This window comes from Paraburkholderia sp., from assembly GCF_035656215.1.
Taxonomy (GTDB): Bacteria; Pseudomonadota; Gammaproteobacteria; order Burkholderiales; family Burkholderiaceae; genus Paraburkholderia.
On record NZ_DASRSY010000305.1, the window covers coordinates 1 to 21,450 of the forward strand.

General features: G+C 63.1%; 15 protein-coding genes and 2 pseudogenes. 7 read left to right on the forward strand and 10 right to left on the reverse strand.

The genetic code is table 11. The features are described from left to right. Positions 1 to 46 precede the first annotated feature (46 nt). Positions 47 to 7,492 (reverse strand): non-ribosomal peptide synthetase, encoded by a 7,446-nt coding sequence (locus VFE81_RS17350; protein WP_325045776.1) that lies wholly within the window; start codon positions 7,490 to 7,492, stop codon positions 47 to 49. 391 nt (positions 7,493 to 7,883) lie between these two features. On the opposite strand from VFE81_RS17350, the gene VFE81_RS17355 reads away from it, so the two are divergent. The 3 genes from VFE81_RS17355 to VFE81_RS17365 all read left to right on the forward strand — a co-directional run bounded on the left by VFE81_RS17355 (position 7,884) and on the right by VFE81_RS17365 (position 10,391). Next, complete coding sequence (locus VFE81_RS17355; RefSeq protein WP_325045786.1) at positions 7,884 to 8,435, forward strand: energy transducer TonB; 552 nt, start codon at positions 7,884 to 7,886, stop codon at positions 8,433 to 8,435. 361 nt (positions 8,436 to 8,796) lie between these two features. Then, the gene (locus tag VFE81_RS17360) at positions 8,797 to 10,104 is read left to right on the forward strand and encodes an MFS transporter (protein ID WP_325045777.1); all 1,308 of its coding nucleotides are present in this window, start codon (positions 8,797 to 8,799) and stop codon (positions 10,102 to 10,104) included. Positions 10,105 to 10,211: 107 nt separating this feature from the next. Then, on the forward strand, positions 10,212 to 10,391 hold the full coding sequence (locus VFE81_RS17365; protein ID WP_325045778.1) for a hypothetical protein: 180 nt from the start codon (positions 10,212 to 10,214) through the stop codon (positions 10,389 to 10,391). A gap of 160 nt (positions 10,392 to 10,551) precedes the next feature. On the opposite strand, the gene VFE81_RS17370 is transcribed toward VFE81_RS17365, so the two are convergent. Beyond that, positions 10,552 to 10,689 carry a hypothetical protein gene (locus tag VFE81_RS17370; RefSeq protein WP_167363299.1) on the reverse strand — a complete coding sequence of 46 codons (138 nt, stop codon included), beginning with the start codon at positions 10,687 to 10,689 and terminating at the stop codon, positions 10,552 to 10,554. Between the two features lie 729 nt (positions 10,690 to 11,418). Continuing rightward, positions 11,419 to 12,044, reverse strand: a pseudogene (locus tag VFE81_RS17375) (glycosyltransferase family 9 protein); the annotation flags it as partial. Between the two features lie 76 nt (positions 12,045 to 12,120). On the opposite strand from VFE81_RS17375, the gene VFE81_RS17380 reads away from it, so the two are divergent. Then, on the forward strand, positions 12,121 to 13,536 hold the full coding sequence (locus VFE81_RS17380) for a chloride channel protein (RefSeq protein WP_325045779.1): 1,416 nt from the start codon (positions 12,121 to 12,123) through the stop codon (positions 13,534 to 13,536). Here the strand turns inward: VFE81_RS17380 and VFE81_RS17385 are convergent. From VFE81_RS17385 to map, 7 genes are all read right to left on the reverse strand, one after another. Beyond that, on the reverse strand, positions 13,530 to 13,682 hold the full coding sequence (locus VFE81_RS17385) for a hypothetical protein (RefSeq protein WP_325045787.1): 153 nt from the start codon (positions 13,680 to 13,682) through the stop codon (positions 13,530 to 13,532). The genes VFE81_RS17380 and VFE81_RS17385 overlap by 7 nt on opposite strands. Positions 13,683 to 13,769: 87 nt before the next feature. Further along, on the reverse strand, positions 13,770 to 14,081 hold the full coding sequence (locus VFE81_RS17390; protein WP_325045780.1) for a YXWGXW repeat-containing protein: 312 nt from the start codon (positions 14,079 to 14,081) through the stop codon (positions 13,770 to 13,772). 348 nt (positions 14,082 to 14,429) lie between these two features. After that, a complete protein-coding gene (gene minE / locus VFE81_RS17395; protein WP_028196771.1) occupies positions 14,430 to 14,693 on the reverse strand; it encodes a cell division topological specificity factor MinE in 264 nt (87 codons plus the stop codon). Positions 14,694 to 14,707: 14 nt separating this feature from the next. Beyond that, entirely contained in the window at positions 14,708 to 15,523 is an 816-nt protein-coding gene (gene minD / locus VFE81_RS17400; protein WP_063495093.1) for a septum site-determining protein MinD, read from the reverse strand. Between the two features lie 104 nt (positions 15,524 to 15,627). After that, complete coding sequence (gene minC / locus VFE81_RS17405; RefSeq protein WP_325045781.1) at positions 15,628 to 16,491, reverse strand: septum site-determining protein MinC; 864 nt, start codon at positions 16,489 to 16,491, stop codon at positions 15,628 to 15,630. Positions 16,492 to 16,712: 221 nt separating this feature from the next. After that, positions 16,713 to 17,246 (reverse strand): GNAT family N-acetyltransferase, encoded by a 534-nt coding sequence (locus VFE81_RS17410; protein WP_325045782.1) that lies wholly within the window; start codon positions 17,244 to 17,246, stop codon positions 16,713 to 16,715. A 186-nt stretch (positions 17,247 to 17,432) separates the two neighbouring features. Next, positions 17,433 to 18,218, reverse strand: coding sequence for a type I methionyl aminopeptidase (map, locus tag VFE81_RS17415; protein WP_325045783.1), 786 nt, complete (start codon positions 18,216 to 18,218; stop codon positions 17,433 to 17,435). 390 nt (positions 18,219 to 18,608) lie between these two features. Here map and VFE81_RS17420 point away from each other — a divergent pair, with 390 nt between their 5' ends. From VFE81_RS17420 to VFE81_RS17430, 3 genes and pseudogenes are all read left to right on the forward strand, one after another. Continuing rightward, on the forward strand, positions 18,609 to 19,586 hold the full coding sequence (locus VFE81_RS17420) for a ferritin-like domain-containing protein (protein WP_325045784.1): 978 nt from the start codon (positions 18,609 to 18,611) through the stop codon (positions 19,584 to 19,586). A 121-nt stretch (positions 19,587 to 19,707) separates the two neighbouring features. After that, entirely contained in the window at positions 19,708 to 21,012 is a 1,305-nt protein-coding gene (locus VFE81_RS17425; RefSeq protein WP_325045785.1) for an Nramp family divalent metal transporter, read from the forward strand. Positions 21,013 to 21,177: 165 nt separating this feature from the next. Continuing rightward, positions 21,178 to 21,450 (forward strand): annotated as a pseudogene (locus VFE81_RS17430) (alpha/beta hydrolase); the annotation flags it as partial.

Here is a 21,450-nt window from a genome sequence, read left to right on the forward strand (position 1 = left end):
CGAACTGGCGATGCACCGCCAGTCGCCCGCGCACCTGCACCACGATTTACGACACTGCCCTCTCCGATACCGGGTCAAGAAAACCCGCGTCACGCAGATAGCCGACGTAGAGCCGAATCAGCGCGCCGTAGTCGACGGTCAGATCCACGCCGTACCTCGCCAGCATCGTCACCGTGCCGATCTGCTCGACCGGCAATGGCGCGGCGGACAGATCACCGGTATAGAAGTCGCGAATCAGCGCCAGACCGTTCGACGGATCGAGATCCGCCAACCGCCGTTGCCAGTCGGCCGCCGCCTGCGGATCGGCGCGCAAACCGCAGGCGGCGAGCGCCGCGAACCACTGCCGCTGAGTGAGCACGAGTGGGTTGTTCAGGTTCACCACCCGTGTTCCGGCACGCGGATGCAACGCCACCGCCGTCACCGCACTTGCAAGCAGATCGACCGGCACCATCTCGACTTCCCGCGCCGTGTCCGGATAAGCGCCCAGCTGCAGACAGCCCTTGTTGAAAAGCCAGAAATGATTGTGAGAAAAGTTGCTGAAGCCCGTACGGCTGTCGCCGGTGATATTGCCTGGCCGCGCGACGACCGTCGGCAAGCCGAAGCGGCGCGCGCACTCCGCGACCCGTTGTTCGCCCACCCACTTTGTCAGCAGATAGCCGTTGTCCAGCAGCGGACGCGCGTTGCTCACGTGCTCGTCGATGCGCACGGCGCCGGCCAGCATCTCGCCAACCGATAGCGTCGAGATGAAACAGAACGGTTTTTGCCGCTGCGTCAGCGCGAGCCGCAGCAAGTTCTCAGTGCCGCCGACGTTCGCGCGCTTCATCTCCTCATAGCTATGCAGGTGATGCACGAACGCACCACAATGCAGGATCGTGTCGACCTCCGCGGCGAGTTGCAGCCAACGCACCGCGTCGAGTCCAAGCTGTGGCGCAGCAAGATCGGCGGGGATCACCTCGACGCGGCTGAAGTCGATCGCAAGGCCCGCCTCGCGTGCCTTGTCCTGCAACACGGCGAGTCCTGCCGCCGGGCTCGCACAGCGTTGCAGGCACATCACCTTGTCGAGCCGGCCACATAGCGCGTGCAGGAGGTAAATGCCGAGGAAACCGCTCGCGCCGGTCAACAGCATCGTGCGGATCGACGCTGCTTCGGCGTTGTCAGCCAACGCTGGCGCGGCATGTTCGATAGTGAACGGCTCTGCCGCATCCGCGAGCGCGCGCTCGATCATGTCCTCATGACGGCCATCGGCGAGTGTCGCGACGGTGGGCGAGCGGTAGAACGCAGCCATTGGGAACTCAATGCCGAGCGAATCGCGCAATTGCGCCTGCATTCGCACGGCCAGAATCGAGTTGCCGCCGAGCCGGAAAAAACTGTCGTCGCGGCCGATGCCGGAGACACGCAGCAGCGTCTGCCAGATCCCGGCGATGCGTTGCTCGACGCCCTCGCGCGGCGGCGTGCCGCTTGCAAGCAACGGTGCCGGCAACGCCTTGCGATCGTGTTTGCCGTTCGGCGACGCAGGGAGCGCGTCGAGCCGGATAAAACACGCGGGCACCATGTAGTCGGGAAGCATATGCGCGACATGACGGCGCAGCGTGTCCTCGTCAAGCGCGGCATCGCTCGCGCCAGGCCCGGCAACGTAATACGCGGCCAGATAGCGCGCCTCGCCGTCGCCCCACACCCGGCATGCAGCATGCGCGACACCCGGCGCGGCCGCGATGCAATTCTCGATCTCGCCGAGTTCGATGCGAAAGCCGCGCAGCTTGATCTGCGCGTCGTTACGGCCGAAGTATTCGATCGTGCCGTCGGCGAGAAAACGGCCGAGGTCGCCGGTACGATACATCAGCGCGTACGGTGCATCGCGAAAAGGGTCGACCACGAAGCGCTCCATCGTCATAGCCGACTGATTGATATAGCCACGCGCGAGATTCTCGCCGCCGATGTAGATTTCCCCGACGGTGCCGGGCGGCGTCAGTTGCCGCTGGGCATTCAGCAGATAGAGCCGGTAGCCCGGCAACGGTTTGCCGATAATGCGGCTGCGCCCGCCCGGCAACACTTGCCCGCACGATGCCATCACCGTGATCTCGGTCGGGCCGTACAGGCTGAACAGTCGCGTGTGTTCGCTCCACCAGGCGGCGCTCGGTTCGTCCAGTGTATCGCCGCCGAAGCCGAGCAGTTGCAGATCGGGCAGTGGCTCGCGCGGCAAGCTCTGCACCACCACCGGTGCAAGCGATGTGTGCGTGACACGCTCCGCCCTCAGCAACCTGTGCAGCAGCAGCGGATCGCGGCGCGCCTCCTCTGGCAGCACGATAAGCGTGCCGCCGTGCAGCAGCGCGAGGAACAGATCGAGCACGCTCGCGTCGAAATTGGTGGACGCCGCCAGGGTGCTGACGCTGCCCGGCGCATAGCCGAGCGCGCGGCTCGCGCCGGCCACCATCCGAACGACGCTATGGTGTTCGACCAGCACACCCTTCGGCTTACCGGTCGAGCCCGAAGTATGGATCACATAAGCGAGCGCCTCCGGGCCGACAACTTGCGGCCGGCGCATCTGCCCCGCCGGTTTATCGGCCTGTCTATCGGCCAATCTATCGGCCTGTTTATCGGCCTGTTTATCGGCCTGTCTATCGGCCTGCTTCTCTGCGTCGGTCTGCGCCTGAGCCAGCATTTCCGCCCCGGTGCACGCATTCCCCTTCGCCAGCGCCGCCGGGTCGATCTTGCGCAACTCACCGAGGCCGGCGGCCTCCAGCGCGCGACGGCTCGGTTCATCGGCGAGCACCGTCTCGACCGAGCAGTTTTCGACGAAATAGCGCAGGCGCTCGGCGGGATAGGCCGGGTCGAGCGGCACGTACGCGCAACCCGCTTTAAGCACACCCAGCACGCTCGCCACCAGCAAGACGCTCTTCTCCATGCTCAAACCGATGCGCGTGGCGGGCGGCACATTGGCTGACAAGCCGTGGGCGATCGCATCGCTGAGCGCGTCGAGTTCGCGATAGCTGAGCTGCTGCTCGCCGCAGCGCACGGCAACGCGCGACGCGTGTGCCGCCACCACCTCGGCGAAACGCGCGGGGATCGACTGCGGCGCATCCGGTAGAGGCTCGCCGCAAGCGAAGCTCAGACATTGTCCATGTTGCGCGTCACTCAGCCAGGCGAGCTCGCCGACCGCCGCATCAGGCTGGTGAGCCGCGGCGTCGCACAGTGTCATGAACACCTCGGCTATCCGCTCGACCGAGGCCTCGTGCAATACCGAGCTATCGTATTCGAAACGCCCGTCCAGACCGCCATCGGGTCGCAAATAGAAAATTGCCGATAGGTCCGCTTTCGACGTCAGCGGAGGGCGTTCCTCGGCGTGATAAGCCGCGTCGCCGATGTGGCCATTCAGCTCGATGCCGTTCTGCAAACTGAAAATCGTGTTCAGCGCACCAAGCTCGCCATTATCGGTGTCATAAGGCGTGGCGAGCAGATGGTCGCGATCGTCGAGCATCTGGCGTTGCACCGCCCGCGCCAGCTCGCCGAAGCTTTGCCGCGTGTCGATGCGCTGCACCAGCACCGCCATCGAGACGAACATGCCGTAGATCCCCTCGCTGCCCGGGACATCGCGGCCCGCATAGGGATAGGCGCATGCCAGTTGCTGCTGGCCGCTCACGCGCCACAGCCATACAAGGTACAGCGCGAACAGCACGGGCGGCAAAGTCATGTCGTGCGCATCGGCAATCTGCTTCAGGCGCCGCATCTGGGCGGACCGCACATGCAGCGCCAAAGAGCGGTTTGCGTTGGGCTCGCGCTGCAGTGCGTCGAACGGCAGTTCGGTGCGCAAGGTAACGGCGTCGAGTTTGCGCATCCAGTAGTCGCGTGCGGTGGCAAGGCGCGGCGACGCCGCCAGTTGCGGCACCCAATGGCCGTAGTCGAACCACGAGAGCCGCCCTCCTGAAACCGGCTTGCCTTCGTAGTGCGACGTCAGTTCATCCAGCAATAGCTTGAACGACCAGCCGTCAAAAATCGCGTGATGAATGCAGAGCAGCAAGGTGGTGCGGTTCTCTTGCGGAGACATCAGCAGTTGCGCGCGCCACAACGGCGCACGGTCGAGCGGTAGACGCAGCGCGCGCATGGCATCTGCACGCGCGTCGATAGCACTGGCATCGCAGCTTTCTAGCGGAATGCTCGAATCCATCGGCATGGCGGGTGTGCCCGGCAGCACCAGCAATTGTCCGCCGCGCTCAACGAAGCTCACATTGAAGATCGGGTTGTGCGCGAGCACGGCGACGAGCGCCTGATGCAACCGCAACGGATTCGCTGCACCGCCGAAGTCCACCCGCATCATGATGTTGTACGCGTTATCGTCAGGCTTGCCGAGCGCGCGGGTGTGCATCATCCGTACGAGCCGGTTCGCCACTGGCGCGGGCATGGGCGCACCTGATTGCGCGACGAGCGGCGGCAGCGCGGCGCCTTGCTCGACGCTCTGCCGCGCCCTTGCGCAGAAGACATCGAACTGCGGATGCTCGAACAGCGTCTTCAGCTTGACCGGCGCGGACAAGCTGGCACTGACGCGGTTGCACACGAGCGTGGCGAGGAGCGAGTGGCCGCCTAACTGGAAGAAGTGGCTGTGCTCGCCGACACTCTCGAGCGGCACGCCCAGCACCTCGGACCAGATCGCTTGCACCGCCAGTTCGAAGGGGTCGAAAGCGCGGTTCGCATGATCAGCCGGACCGGCTTGCGGCGCAGGCAATTTGCTTCGGTCGATCTTGCCGTTCAGCGTCAGGGGCAGCGCCTCGATCTGCAGCAGGAACGCCGGCACCATGTAATGCGCGAGACGTTGCGCAAGACGGCTTCGCAGCACCGCGGGCTCCAGCGCGGCACCCACATACCAGGCCACCAGCGCCGGACCGCCCTGACGCGCGCACGTGCCGACACAGGCGCTGCGCACCTCCGGCTGCTCGACGATGCTGGCCTCGATCTCGCCGAGTTCGATCCGGTAGCCACGAATCTTCACCTGAAAATCGCTGCGGCCGAGGAACTCGATCGCACCATCCGGCTGGAAACGACCGAGATCGCCGGAACGATAGAGACGGCCAGGACCGAATGGATTCGTCCGAAACTTCTGTCCGGTCAGTTCGGGCCGCAGCAGATAGCCGCGCGAAACAGCCGCGCCGCCGATGCAGATTTCGCCGATCCCCCCGAGCGGCACCGCTTCGCCCTCCTCGTCGAGCAAATGGATCTGATAGCCGGGGAGTGGATGGCCCAGTTGATTGGCCGGCTTGTCGCCATCGAAAGTGTTTTCGGTCGCCATCACGGTGGTCTCGGTCGGCCCGTAGATGTTCGACAGGCGCAGCATGCCGGACCAGAAGCGGATCGTCTCGTCGTCACTCGCTTCACCGCCGCACAAAACCGTCTCCAGATGCGGCAGCGCGCGTCGCGGCAGCAGCTTGAGAATCGCCGGCGGCAGGAACGCATGCGTGATGCGTTCGGCGCCAAGGAAACCGAACAGCGCATCGGCGTCGGTGCGCACCGCTTCGGGCGCGACGATCAGGTGGCCACCGTACGTCAGCGGATTGAAGATCTCCAGCACGCTTGCGTCGAAATTGACGGATGCGAACTGTAGCCAGCGCGTGCTTGCATCACGCCGATAGCGGCCCGTCAGCGAAGCAATCAGGTGCGCCAGCATGCCGCGCTCGATGACGACACCCTTGGGTTTGCCCGTTGTGCCGGAGGTGTAGATCACGTAGGCGGTGCGCTGTGGATCTGCCGGCGCAACTTGCGCAGTGGCTGCCCCGGCTACGGGGTCTTTCAGTAGATCCTCAATCCGGTACAGCACGCAATCGGTCAGCGCGCTCAAGCGCTTGTGCGTCGCCGCATCGACAATCACCGCTCGCAGTTGCGCATCCTTGACGATGTAGCGCAAGCGCTCGTCTGGCATCTGCGGATCGAGCGGTAAATAGCCCGCGCCACTGGCGAGCACGCCGAGCATCGCCGGAACGATGCGCGCACCGCGCGAGACGCAAATGCCGACCAACGTGTCCCGCCCAGCCGGTGCGGCCGGCTCGGGCGCGGTAAGGGCTGCGCCCACACGCTGGGCAGCGAGAGCCAGTTGCGCGTATGTGAAAGCGGCGTCCGGGCCACTGACCGCCGGACGCTCGGCGTGCTCGATCGCTGTCTGCGCGAACAGATCGAGCACGTCGCGCGCGGGGGTCGCAAGCGGGCCGCCATCGGACCATGCCGCGCAACGCTGCCGCAACGCCGGCGTATAGAGATCGATCGTATCGAGCTTCAGCTCGATACTCTCGCCGACGTGCGCGAGCAACGCCTTCAAATGCTCGAACGCGAGACGCAAGCCGTCGAGTTCCTGGGGATAGCGGCTATGCACGTGCAACGCGATCTCGTCGCGCACATCGAGATAGACGCCTATGTCTTCGTGTGCGAAACGACGTGAGTACGGCGCCAGCAACGTCGCAGGCAGCGCGTCGAGCGCGAGCGCGTCATAGGGCAAGCTATCCGTCTCGCACACGATATTGGTCGCGCGCACGAAACCCGGCTCGCGCCGCTCGATGTCGTGCAGCACTTCGAAGGCCGGAAGTTCGGTATGAAAATCAGCCATCTCGGCGCGCGCCGCCGCGTGCCGTAGAAACTGCCGCAGCGTCATCGTGTCGTCGAAGTCGGTTCTCAGGAAGCGCCGCCGTTCGTCGAAACCGATTGTCTCGTCGCGCCGGCAGCGGCCACGCTGGTGATGCGCGGTGAGCACCGCGCGGCTGCCGGTCATGCGGCGCAGCAGCACGTGAACGCACAGTTTGATCAGCACCTCCAGCGCGACGCCGAGCGCTTTTGCCTCATTGCGCAATGCAGCGCCTGTTTGTCCGTCGAGGTGCACCGTAAAGCTGCTGTCCGCGAGCGCGTTCTGCCGGCGCGGCGCATGCCATTCGAACGAGGCGTCGCCCATCTGGCCAATCCAGAAATCGAGGTCGGTCTGCAAACGGTCGCTCGTAAGGAGTTCACGCTCGGCGTCGAGCAGGCTTTGCTGATCGATGCCGAGCGGCGCACCGCGCGATTCGCCGCGATATATCTGCGAAAGCGCGTTGAACAATGGCGTCAGCGAAAAACGGTCGAGCAGGACGGGATGGCAGGCGAACACAAGATAACTGTGTGCGCCGGCGCCTAGCAGCGTGAAGGCCCACGGCAGTCCGGCGTCCATGCGAAAGGCACGCGCGCATAGGCCGTCGATCAGAGACAGCACGGCTGCTTCGTCGCGGGCGTCACGCCTGTCGAGATCGATGACGTCCAGTTCCGCGCGCACATCACGTCGGATGACCCAGCGCATACCCTGTTCGGCTTCGACGAGCCGGTAGGCTAGTGGCCGGCATTGCGTCACCAGTTGTGCTACGGCGGCGGACAGACGCTCGACGTCTGGACGGCCGTCGATCCGGTAGACGGCGCAGAGATTGGGACCGGCGGCGGCGTGCGCCAACGTGCGGGATTGCGTGCGCGTCAACGCAAAGGAGGATTGTTCCAAACGATACCTCGTTGTCGGGATGGACAGGTCCGATCGGCTCGCGTAGCGCCGATAGCACGCGACTCATGATCGCGTTGCGGCGCTTCGCCCGATGGTCCGGCACACGCTATTGACGTGAGGCTGTTGCGACCATAGGAAAACTCTTAGAACTCCTGTTGTGCGCGGATTGGTGTAACAGACTTTGTTTAAACACGGTTTATGTCAGGCGGATCGCATCAGACTGAATGCGCTCATGCATGCAGCAGAAAGGCAATGGAAAGATCGCCGGGCGTCGCGTTTCAACGAGCCGAATCAGATGACTCCGGATCGACAGACAGGGTGAACGACAATTGCATCCTGCCGCTTTTTGACTACCATCAAGTTAGACCCTGTCTCAGTGCTTTCCACGACGATGCTCAGCCGCACGCGTCACCTTCGCCGCTTGACCGGACGCTTCGCTCCCCGCGTGGGCGCATCTCTATTGCATGCACGTGGAGTGACTTCGGCGTTGACGGTGGCTTCGGTTTTGGCGCTCGCAGCCGCGGCAGGCTGCACGATCACACCGCCGCAACGCCCGCTCATCATCGCGCCGGCTGCGGCCCTCAACAGTGCCACGCTCGATCAGTACCGCAGCGCGGTCGCCCAACGCATCATCGAACGCAGCCCGTCCTATGTGTTGCACGGCACGCCACAGGCGATGCTGCGCTCGCTGGTCGTGGTGTCGTTCACGGTGGATCGCAATGGTGAGGTGCTGGCGTCGTCGGTGTATCGCACCAACGGCGACGACGAAGCCGAGGGCACTGCGCTCGCCACCTTGCGACGCGCCTCGCCGCTGCCGCAGCCGCCCGGTAAATTGCTGAACGGCCGTGGCCAGCTCGAACTGTTCGAAGACTGGCTGTTCAACGACAACGGCAAATTCCAGCTGCGCGAGTTCGCCTCGCCGCAAGCACAGACCATCGACTGAACGCGGCGCCGAAACCGCGCCCTCATGGGCAAGACGCGAGGCAAGTCATACAGCAGCCTTGCTGCGCCGCCGCCGCGCTCGCTATAATTTTCCGATCCCCCACGCCGGAGCCTTCCGGCACAGCTCACGCCGCCCGCGCACCTGTTGGCGCGGCGCGAGTCCGATTGCAGCGCCGCCGCTCCATCCGCGTGGGCAGCCTGCCGTTGTAAGCTGTCGCTTCGTCGCCTGCGCCGGGTATGGCTTCACCCGTCGGCGAGACGCATCGAAGCGCACGAACTTAAACAAAGATGCCGCTTGACCACGCGCCGCCCGCATATAAAAGTACGGCGTCCAACGGCATCACGACATATGGAGACCCTGCATGTCCACTTCGCCGATTTCCGCGGCCCAGCCCAATGCGGCCGGGCAGAACAGCAGCGCGCGGATCATCTTCGCAAGCTTCATTGGTACCGCGATCGAGTTCTACGATTTCTACGTCTACGCGACCGCCGCGGCGCTCGTCATCGGGCCAGTGTTTTTCCCGCATGGCTCGGCGACCGCCCAGGCTTTGTCGGCCTTCGTCACGTTCGGCATCGCGTTCGTCGCGCGGCCGATCGGCTCGTTCATCTTTGGTCACTTTGGCGACCGGATCGGACGTAAATCGACCTTGGTGGCTTCGCTGCTGGTGATGGGGGTGTCGACCACGCTGATCGGTTTCGTACCGGGCTACGACTCGATCGGCAGCCTCGCGCCGATCCTGCTGTGCGTGTTGCGCTTCGGCCAGGGGATCGGCCTCGGCGGCGAATGGGGCGGCGCCGCGCTGCTCGCCACCGAGAACGCGCCGGCCGGCAAGCGCGGCTGGTTCGGGATGTTCCCACAATTGGGACCGTCGATCGGTTTTCTGGCTTCCAACGGTCTGTTCTTCGCGTTGGCCTTGTCGTTGAGCGATGAACAATTTCGTAGCTGGGGCTGGCGCGTGCCGTTCCTCGTCAGCGCGGTGCTGGTCGCGCTCGGCTTGTACGTGCGCCTGAAAATCGCCGAGACGCCGGCGTTCAAGGCCACCATCGAACGCGAGGAACGCGTGAAGGTGCCGATCGCCACGCTGTTCTCGCAGCACTGGCTGCCGACCCTCCTCGGCGCGCTGGCGATGGTCGTCTGCTACACGCTGTTCTACAACGCCACGACGTTTTCGCTGTCGTACGGCTTGTCGGTCCTGCATATTCCCCGGCCGACTTTCCTCGGCATGCTGTGCATCGCGGTCGTGTTCATGGCGCTCGCCACGCCGCTGTCGGCCTGGGCGAGCGACCGTTATGGCCGCAAGCCGGTGCTGATCGTCGGCATCATCGCAGCGATCCTGTCAGGTTTCACGATGGCGCCGTTGCTCGGCAGCGGACAGACGCCGCTGGTGCTGCTGTTCCTCGTGATCGAATTGTTCCTGATGGGCGTGACTTTCGCCCCAATGGGCGCACTGCTGCCGGAACTGTTTCCGACCAACGTGCGCTATACCGGTGCAGGCGTGTCGTACAACCTCGGCGGGATTCTCGGTGCATCAGTCGCGCCGTATATCGCGCAGGTGCTGGCCGCGCACGGAGGGTTGCCGTGGGTGGGCGCTTATGTGTCGATTGCGGCGGCAGTCAGCATGATCGGTGTGCTGTGCATGCGTGAAACGCGCGACGCACGTTTGATGTGAAAGAGCGAAAGGAGCGAAAGACGGGCTGGTAAATCCCCTGCCTTGCGCGTCTTTTTGACTTGCCTATACTCGAATCAAATAACCCTATGGCAAGCAGGGAGGCTCTGATGAATATTCATCTCCACAACGCGGATATCGTAATGATCATCGCGCTGGCGTTGCTGTGTTCGCTGTTGTTGGCTTTGCGCTTTCGTCCCGCGACGTGGAAAGGCATCGTCGTGGAAGCGCTGGCCGCGAACGCGACCGCCATCGCCGCGGTGATCGCTTTCGAAATGCTGCTCGCTTAAGCGGTCGAACGGAATGCTGCGACGCCCGGTTGGGCGCAGCGGCGGAAAGCGGCCTGACGTCATCTGAAGCGGTTGAACGACTGCCGCTTGCCTGCGCAGGCAAGCGGCAGCCGTCATGGCCGGGCGCTACGCCTAAACCCCGGGCGCGCGCCGCAAGCCGTTACCGGTAGTAGTAGCCGCCGTGATGGTAGTAACCACCGCCGCCGTAGTAATAGCCAGGCGCCGGAGCAACGATGCAGCCTCCGAGCGCCGTTGCGAGCAGCGTGCCTGCGATCAGGGTCAGGATTAAGCGTTTCATATTGTTCTCCTTCGAGTCAGATTCATTCGAGCCGAAACCCCGAATGACTCGATTGAACACGACCCTGCCTCGCGCGAACGTAGCCATTTGTAAGGGAACATCACTGAGGTGTTACACGTCTCTGCCGTGAAGGCAGTCGCACCTCTGGCACGGCAACGACAGATTCACGTCAGACGAAAACACCACCTATACTGCTTTAGACATACGGGCTCCGTGCAAGCCCTGCCCATGGCGGGCGCGCGGATCGAGACGCGGATGATGGGTATGGGTAAGCGCTTTCATGCGCCATGGGTAAGTCAATGGCCACGCAAAAGAAAGCGCGTGTAGCCAATTAGGCACTCAACGAAAAGCGACAGATTTAACAGGCGTGTAATGCGCGATGCTTATCCGAACGCAGAGAGCGGCCATAAAGAGCGGCGGCGGGACGTTGGTGAGCGGCACTCGAATCTGTCGGCACTCGCTCGGCATGCCTCGATGAATGCACTATTGAACTCGACCGCTCGTGGGCGGTCTCTTTAGAACCGAGCCGGTTACTCGATGTGGCCGCTCAGTGCATCAATCAGTTCTTGAATCAGTTTGTTCATTGCAGCGATTCCTCTTCGCCCGTAGTTCCCCGACACGGGCGTTTTTCGAGGCGTTCCGTGGCAGCGCTCGTTTGATTGGGCGACTGTGCGTCGCGCCTCTTTTCTTTTTGCCAAACGATTGCGCGAAGGTGCGAGGAAGCTGCGCTCAGGCTGTAGCCGATCCGTGCTGCATGGCGACGGTGCGCGGCTCGCTGTGCACGTAATCGATCGCCCCCAGCGCTTCAGCGATCGACGGCACTGAATGGCCGTCGCCGATGGAAATCGAGCGGAATGGCGCTTCGATGCCGCAATGCGACGGTGAAGTCGCCACAAAAATCATGACCGTGCGCTTCTGCAATGCATGCGCCAGATGCACGAAACCCGTGTCGGTGCCGACCACCAGTGCGCACGTGTCGATCATCTGCGCGATTGCGGTCACGCTCAGCTTCGGTAGGACGGTTGCCCCGCATTGCACTGCGGACGCGGGCCGAAGCGCCCGGTGTAGGCAAATGCGGCGCCCCGCTCTCCCAGATCCTGGGACTGGTAGCCAATTCGCTTCGACGAGCGGGCCAGAAAAGCGATGATCGCGCTCTTGTACACGCCGTGAATATCGATGATGAAGTCGTAGCGGTAGGCGCGCAATTCGGCAATGGAAGCCGCGATCGCCCGGAAATCGCCCCAGCGGCGCGCTTTCTTGAAGCGGCGCAGCGGCGCGCAAAGCACGCGGTCCACGCTCTCGCTCCAATGCACCACTTCGGCATACATTGGACGCCTTACAAATAGCACTTTTACTATATTTCATAATACTTTCATACCGTTATATCGATGCGGCACGCTTATAATTCATTCTTTGCGCCAGCACATCCTCATGTCCCGGGCATTTCTCCCCCTCTCATCCAGCATCGTGCGGCGCGCCAGACGCCTGTGGCGGCAATATGGTGTCTTCTGGCTCGGTGCGATCGCAGTCGGCCTGGTGGCGGTGCTGTATGCAAGGCTGATCGACTGGGGCTACGGCGAATTCCGCGCAATGCAGCAACAGCACGTGTGGGCCCCTTTGATCGTCACGCCCGCGGTCGCGGCGCTCGCCGTCTGGCTCACGCGGAAATTCTTCCGTGGCGCCGAAGGCAGCGGCATTCCGCAGGTCATCGCCACCCTGCATTCCAAGCCCGGTGAATTCGGCGCACGGCTGCTGTCGTTCCGGATTCTGTTCGGCAAGATAGCCGTGTCGTTTCTAGCGATTCTCGGCGGCTTCACGATCGGCCGCGAAGGGCCGACCGTGCAGGTCGGCGCGGCGCTGATGTTCAATCTGCGGCGGCTGTATCCACGCTCGAACGCGCAGATCGAACGGCAATTGGTGCTCGCGGGCGCGGCAGCGGGCTTGTCCGCGGCGTTCAATACACCGCTGGCGGGGATCGTGTTCGCGATCGAGGAGCTCACACGCAGCTTCGAGGCCCGCGCGAGCGGCGTGCTCATTACGGCGATCATCATCGCCGGTGTGATCGCGCTCGGGCTGAACGGCAACTACACCTATTTCGGCACCATCCAGATCGGCGCGCACTTCCCCGACCTGCTGGCGGTGGCCGTTCTGCTCACGGCGATCGTTACCGGTATTGCGGGCGGCGTATTCGGCTGGCTGCTGCTGAACACCGCGCGCTGGATTCCGGCGCCGCTGCGTCAGTTGCACGGCGAGCGGCCGGTCGTGTTCGCCGCGCTGTGCGGTTTCGTGATCGCGGTGGTCGGCCTCATCTCCGGCGGCACGACCTTCGGCAGCGGCTACGCGGAAGCACGCGGGCTGCTCGACGGGCATGAGCATCTGTCCGTGTTCTATCTTTTTCTGAAGATGATCTCGATGGTCGGCTCGTATCTGCCGGGCATTCCAGGCGGCATCTTCGCGCCGTCGCTGTCGATCGGCGCGGGCTTCGGCAATCTGCTGCACATGGTGTTCGGCTCGATGCAATTGCCGATGCTGATCGCCCTCGCAATGGTGGGCTATCTCGCCGCCGTCACGCAATCGCCGATTACCTCGTTCGTGATCGTGATGGAGATGATCGATGGTCATGCACTGGTGATTTCGCTGATGGCCACCGCGTTGATCGCGAGCCGCGTGGCGCGTTTCTTCGCGCCACCGTTGTATGAGTCGCTGGCGGAGCGCTATATGGCACCCCTGCCGCATCCGGCACCCGCACCGGTGCCGGAAGTCCCCGAAGTCGAGGCGCCCGAACCTGCGGTGGTCGACGAGATCAATGGCGATGCTCCCGCCGAAGACGGCGCCCCGCGTCAGTAGACGACAACCCCCGGCGCGCGCAGATAAAGCGGCCGCGCCGGCACAACTACGCAACCGGCCAGCATGACCGCCAGTACGGCGATCAGAAGCAGATTCTTTTTCATCATGTGTTCCTGTGAGACACGGGCGAGCGCCGCGTCGAGCATGTGCGCGACGCCTGTGTCGTCAAACCGGTGGGAGTGACACGGGCGGGATCAACCACACCGTGCCGCGCACTGCTGAAACCCGTCGACTTACGCCCAGTGGCCTTGGACCCAGCGATAGTTCGGGCCGTGTTCGACCCAATGGCCCGGCACCCAGTGGTAGCCGACACGCTCGGCCTGCCAGTGACCCGTGACCCACACATAGCGGCCGTGGTCCCAACGCCAATGACCGTGATCCCACACATAGCCGACGCGCGGCGCCGGCACGGCTTCGTAACGCACGGCCGGCGGCGCGGACGGCGCGATCACAACGACTTCCTCGGCCGATGCGGAGGCCACAGCGGACGCGCCAGCAGCGATCAGAACAGCGTTGGCGATCAGCAAGCGAAAGGTCTTGTTCATGGTTTCCCTCTGTAGTTGGACACCGAATACGGCGTTATCCGTTTAATGCGCGAAGGGACAAAAGCGCTGACTGCGGCCGTGTAACGGCACACGCTGAAGTGCAACGGATTATTTCGCCGTGCATTTCGACGGGCGGCCGAGCAACGTGCGGACTTATGCGGCCGCACGCGGCGAAGCAGCGCGTTCGAGCAGAAGGGAAGAACGAAGGGACTGACGGCGCGTAGAACCCGCATCCGCGCGTCAAATTGAACAGCAGAAAGAACAACAGAAGAAACAGCGAGAGGACAGCGCTTACGCGCTCCGCCTCGTCACGTCACATCGACGAAACGAAGCGGAGCGCGCAGCGCGTTATGCGGAACCAGCCTGCGGTATTTCGATCTTGACCTCGAGCACTTCGAGGTCGTCCTGGCGCTCGAGGCTCACGCGAATATCGTCGTTGGAGATCTTCACGTACTTTGAAATCACGGCCACCAGTTCGCGTTGCAACGCAGGCAGGTAATCGGCAGGCGCATGGCCGCCGGCGCGCTCGTGCGCGATGATCAACTGCAGGCGTTCCTTCGCTACCGACGCGGACTTCTTCTTCTCGCCCAGCAAAAACGAAAGAATCGACATGACGTACGCTCCCCTTACTTGGTGCCGAAGAGGCGCTGCAGCAGCCCTGGCTTCTGGTAATCGGTAAAGCGAAGCGACTTCTGCTCGCCGAGGAAACGCGACACGACATCTTTATAGGCTTCGGCGACATCCGTACCGTCCAGGTGCACGGCCGGCAGACCCTGGTTCGACGCATGCAGCACCGCTTCCGATTCCGGGATCACGCCGATCAGATCGATGCGCAGGATTTCCTGAATGTCGGTGAGCGACAGCATTTCGCCTTCGCTCACGCGCTTCGGGTTATAGCGGGTGATCAGCAGGTGTTCCTTGATCGGCTCCTTGCTTTCGATCGCGCGCTTGGTCTTCGACGACAGGATGCCGAGGATACGGTCCGAGTCGCGCACCGACGAGACTTCCGGATTCGTCACGATCAGCGCTTCATCGGCGAAGTGCATGGCGAGCAGCGCGCCCGATTCGATACCGGCCGGCGAATCGCAGACGATGAATTCGAAGTCCATCGCGATCAGGTCGTTGATGACCTTCTCGACGCCTTCCATGGTCAACGCGTCTTTGTCACGCGTTTGCGAGGCCGGCAGGATGAACAGGTTCTCGCACTTCTTGTCCTTGATCAGCGCCTGGTTGAGGTTGGCTTCGCCCTGGATCACGTTGATCAGGTCGTACACCACGCGGCGCTCACAGCCCATGATGAGGTCGAGGTTACGCAGGCCGACGTCGAAGTCGATCACGGCGGTTTTGCTGCCACGCAATGCGAGGGCCGATGCAAAACTCGCGCTCGTGGTCGTCTTGCCCACGCCACCCTTGCCCGAAGTCACCACAATGATTTTTGCCATTACCCTTACCTTGTGTTCGTCAAATTCGTCAATTATGTGCGGCCATATTAGCCGTGGAGCGCCGCGTGCCGTGACCGTTCAGGACAGCGCGCGCTTCACGTCGATCAGGTGAGCCGCAGCGGTTCAATCATCAACTTTTCTTCTTCGAGCCAGATCTGCACCGGCTTGCCGAGCACGTCGGCCGGCAGCGGGTTCTCGGTCGTACGATAGATACCTGCGATCGAGATCAGTTCCGGTTCGAGACACGTGCAGAAAATGCGCGCGTCGTGATTGCCCTGCACGCCGGCCAAAGCCCGGCCGCGCAGCGGCGCGTAAATATGGATGTTGCCTTCCGCGATCACTTCCGCGCCGTAGCTCACCAGACCGAGCACGACCAGATCGCCCTTTGCGTAGATGCGCTGGCCCGAGCGCAACGGCTTGTCGACCACCATGGTCTGCGACGACGTGGCGAGACGCACGGGCTCGGCAGCGGGTGCGGGTTCGACCGCGGCGGCCGTGGCCGGGGTGCCGCTTTCCGGGCGCGTGCCGGCCGGCGTGAGCGCTGCGGCCTCAAACAGATCGGCCGGAGGCGTGGCCGTCGCGGCGGTAGCCGCCGGTACTGCAGCAGCGGCATGGGCGCCTTCTTCGTCGGCCGACTTCGCGGCAGCGCCGCGACGGTCGCGCGCCTCGAGCAAGGGCAGCGCGGATTCGGCCGCCCACCCCTGCTGTGCATTGGCCACCACGCCGACCGGGCGCATGCGCACGCTGTCGAGCAGTTGCGCGATGTCGGCGAGCGGCACGCGTTCGTTCTCGGCGAGACGGCGCACGTCGATCGCGACGACGTCGTTAGCGAAAAATTCGGGGGTCGCCTCGAAGCGCCGGGTCAGTTCGGCACGCATCGCGTCGAGGTCGGTTGTCTTGACCACAAACAGGAGCGTGTCGACAGAGCCGCTGCGGAGTTCGAAAAAGGGCGATTTCTTGGGCGACATAGCGTTCGGCAAAAAATTTTGCGTATTTTACAGGCGTCCAGGCGAGCAGCGAGCTTTTTTGCCGAGAGAGCACGCCGCCGCCGCCTGAATACCCATGGACGTGGCCGCGCCTCGGCCATTCAGGCCGCGTTTAGGCCGCTTATTTGGCCTTGGCCTCGGCCATGAACGCTGTAGCGACGCGGATGGGACTCGAGCGGCAGGCAGACGCGCCGCTCGCGGGATCACTGCTGAAAAACCTGCGATGTGGTCGGCACGTGGCGCACCAGCAGGCTTTCGGCCTGCTCGGGCGCACGCGCGACGCGCCGATGCTCGCCGGTCGGACCGAAACCGAGCGCCTCGTAAAAGCGCATCGCATTACGGTTGGCGTCGGCGACCCACGCGAATATTTCCGTGGCGCCTTCGCCGGCGAGCCAGCCACTGGCGGTGTCGACCAGCAACTCGCCGCCTCGCAGATGACGCACCGCCGGCGCCACCCACAACTCGCACACGAACGCGCGGGGTGCCGCGGTGTCGTCGAAATAGGCTTCGATCAATCCTGCCGGATGGCCCTCGGTGTAGAGGATGAAACTGGTGACGGTAAACGAAACAGCGTGTTCGGTGGCGGTAGCGTCGAAACTGGCGGCATCCGCAGACAACGCGTCTTCTAGCGTTTCGCCGAAGGCATAGGGCGCCTCCCGCAGTGACGCAGTACGGAGTTCGCGGAAAACGGCGCCCTGATCAGCGGCGATACGGCGAACGGTCAATGACGGACTCATGCAGACGAAAACCCCTTGAAACCCTAAGGCGTAGCTTTAACCGAACCGGCGCGCGAGTCAAATCCTTATTTACTGGATCGGACTGCGGCGCAGGTCCAAGCTACAGGAGCTGCGCACCAATGGCACAGCATTTCGCGCGTCCACCGTCTTGAAAAGCCGGTTCGTGAGGCGCGCGGACCACCACCTTCAAGGCGCTTCGTAGTCGCCGGTGCCGTCCGGCCAGGGCGTGAGCAGCTCGTAGCCCTCTTCGGTCACGGCGATCATATGCTCCCATTGCGCCGACAGCGAACGGTCTTTGGTGACCACCGTCCAACCGTCACGCTGCACCGTGGTACCGGCGCGGCCCGCGTTGATCATCGGTTCGATCGTGAAGATCATGCCCGGCTTCAGACGCACACCCTGGCCCGGCTGACCGTAGTGCAACACTTGCGGGTCTTCGTGATAGACACGGCCGATGCCGTGCCCGCAGTAGTCGCGCACGATCGAGAAGCCGTCGCGCTGCGCGATCTTCTGGATTGCGTAGCCGACGTCGCCGAGCGTGGCTCCTGGCTTGACCTCACGGATGCCGGCAAGCATCGCTTCATAGGTCGTGTCGATTAGCTGGCGCGCCACGGTGCTCGGCTGGCCGACGCAATACATGCGGCTGGTGTCGCCGAAATAGCCATCTCTGATGATCGCGACGTCGATATTGATGATATCGCCATCTCTCAGGATTTCGCTGCGGTTGGGAATGCCGTGGCACACCACCTGGTTGACGGACGTGCAGACCGTCTTCGGAAACCCCAAATAGCCGACATTTGCCGGAATCGACTTTTGCGTGTTGACAATGTAGTCGTTGCACAGTGCATCGAGCTCGTCGGTGGAGACACCGGCCTTGACGTGCTCGCCGATCATCGCCAGTACGTCGGCCGCGAGGCGGCCGGAAATGCGCAGCTTGGCGATGTCGTCGGGAGTCTTGTAGGTAATGGCCATGAATTCGGTCGGGGTGAGTCGATGTTGACGATCGGCCAATTGTACAGAGGATCGCCGGACAGCTTCCACGAGCCGGGCCGAGCCTGCTCGCAGGATGTTTTCCGCATTGACGCCGATGGACGTTCAGGAACCAGCAAAACAGCGTTAGCCGGTCTCATGCTGCGAGCGCACACAGAAATCTTTTGTGAGGTTTGCATCCGGCAGCGTATTCGCTTCGTAAAGTCGGTTGAGGACTCGCTCTTCTCGCTCCATCGTTTAGTTCTTCTCTGAAGAACGGGGCCCTCTTTTGCGTCCGCGATTTGCGTTTGTGCATCGCGTGAGTAGCAGTTGTCCGCGCGTATGCGTCGCGAGTCCGCGGCATTGGCAGCGAACCATCTGAGGAGCATCGCCATGTCAGAGTCCAGCAACAACTCAGCAGAACTTATCGATGTACTTGACCGCCGGGTTGAACGGCGCCTGCAACGCAGACAGTTTTTCCGCAACGCTGGCGGCCTCGGTCTAGGTTTAGTCGGCGGCACGCTGATCAGTGCGTGCGGCGGCGGTTCCGGCTCAAACGTGTCGGCAGCCAGCGCACCAACCGATGCGGAGATTCTGAACTTCGCGCTGAACCTGGAATACCTCGAATCGCAGTTCTATACGTATGCGACGTCGGGTTCGGGGCTGGCTGCGAGCATGACCACCGGCGTAGGCACGATGGGCATGGTGATCCCGGGGCAGCAAGTGCCATTCCAGGATCCCGTGGTGCAGGCCTACGCGAACGAGATCGCCAACGACGAACGCGAGCACGTCACCTTCCTGCGCTCCGCGTTGGGCAGCGCAGCGGTGGCGATGCCCTCGATCGACATCGGCGGCACCAATCCGAACGGTGCGTTCTCGAATGCGGCGCGCGCAGCCGGACTCGTGGGCGCGGGTGTCGCCTTCAATCCGTATGCGAACGACAATAACTTCCTGCTTGGCGCATTCATCTTCGAAGACGTTGGCGTGACGGCCTATAAGGGTGCCTCCCCACTCATCACCAACAAGACCTTCCTCGAAGCGGCTGCCGGCATTCTCGCGGCCGAGGCGTATCACGCAGGCCTCGTACGCACGGTGCTGTTCTCAAAGGGCGTCGACACGGCAAGTATCTACACTGCCGCCAACGCGATCTCCGCCGCGCGCGCCAGCCTCGACAACAACGGCCACGACGACCAGGGCATCACCGGCGCGACGGCCGGCGCGTCGAACATCGTGCCGCTCGACAGCAACGGCCTCGCTTTCAGCCGCGGCTATGGCAACGTGCTCAACATCGTGTATCTGACGAGTTCGGTCGCGACCAAGGGTGGCTTCTTCCCGAACGGCGTGAACGGCACGCTCAACATGAGCGCCTGAAGCACGTCACATGCTGTGCCAGCTGCACCGGCAGCGGGTCGCCGCGATGACGATCGCGCTCACCCGTTGACCGGCCTTCATCTGCATTGCCTTGAACGCTTGAAGATGGACAGGAGCAGTCATGAACGAAGCGATGAGTCAGGCCGCCGTGCCTCTGACCCTCACCGAGCAGACCTGTTTCGACATCCGCGAGACGCTGGCCGGACGGCGCCGCGGCTTGCGCGCGATACTGCCTTTCGTCGGACCGGCGGTGGTGGCCTCAATCGCGTATATGGACCCGGGCAACTTCGCCACCAATATTCAGGCGGGCGCCGGCTACGGCTATACGCTGCTGTGGGTGGTGGCGGTGGCGAACATCGTGGCCATGCTGTTTCAGTCTTTATCCGCCAAGCTTGGGCTCGTCACCGGCAGCAATCTCGCCGAGCTATGCCGCTCGGCACTGCCGCGCCGTTACGTGCTCGCGATGTGGGGCATCAGCGAAATCGCGGCGATGGCGACCGATCTGGCGGAATTCGTCGGCGGCGCGATTGGCGTTTCGTTGCTCACGCATCTACCGATGATGCCGAGCATGCTGATCACCGCTGCCGTCACCTATGGCTTGCTGCAGTTCGAGAAGCGTGGCTTCCGCCCGCTCGAACTGGCAATCGCGGCGCTGATCGGCGTGATCGGGCTGTCGTACCTCGCAGAGTTGCTGATTGCGCCGGTGCATTGGCCGTCGGTGGTCAGGCATACGTTCACGCCGAGCATGCCCGATAGCAATGCGTTGACGATTTCCGTCGGCATCATCGGCGCAACGGTGATGCCGCATGTGCTGTTTCTGCATTCGGGACTCACGCAGAATCGTGTGAAGCCGCGCAATGAAGGCGAACGCTCAAGGTTGCTGCGGTTTTCGAATATCGAGGTGGTGGTTGCGCTCGGCGTCGCCGGGCTCATCAACATGGCGATGGTGATCATGGCGGCGAGTGCGTTTCATGCCGGTCACGCGGAAATCGCCAGTATCGAAACGGCATGGCGCACGCTCACACCGCTGCTCGGTGGCGCCGCGGCGGGTCTCTTTCTCGCGGCATTGATTGCGTCCGGTGTGTCTAGTTCGGTGGTCGGCACAATGGCCGGGCAGATGATCATGCAGGGCTTTCTCGGCTTTCATATCCCGGTGTGGGCGCGGCGGCTCATTACGATGGTCCCGGCCTTTGTCGTGGTTGCCTGCGGGGTGGATGCGACGCGTGCGCTGGTGCTGAGCCAGGTGGTGCTGAGCATCGCGCTGCCGGTGCCAATGATCGCGCTAGTGTGGTTTACGTCGCGCGGCGATTTGATGGGCCGCTACCGGAATCGCCGCTCGACGACGATTGCGGCGGTGACCGGCACGGTCGTCGTGCTGGCGCTCAATATCGTTCTGCTGCTGCAAGTGACTGGCATTATGTCGTGACCGTCGTTCCACGCAAGGTGGGAAGGTTGCGCGTGTCGGCTACGGTAAAACTCATCGTGCCGTTTGAGTTAGTCTTGCCGGCTAACCGAGGCCAGGCCTCTGCATCCGGTTCCCGGATTAGCGCGTACATTGTCGAACGAATCTTCCCGGACCGACCCGACTCTCATGCCTCGACGCCTGCTTACCCTGACCGCCACGCTGGCACTCGCCGCTCTGGGCGGCTGTAGCGCCGCTAGCGTGCTCAACGCCACCGTATCGCACAAGAGCTTCCATGCCGAAGACTGCCTCGCGTACGGCAGCGCGCCGCGCCAGAAACTCGACGTCTACATGCCGACACCAGCCGGCGCGCCGCAAACCGGTTCGCACGGCCGTCCGATCGTCGTTTTCTTCTATGGCGGCAGTTGGCAGAGCGGCTCGCGCGACAGCTATCTGTTCGTT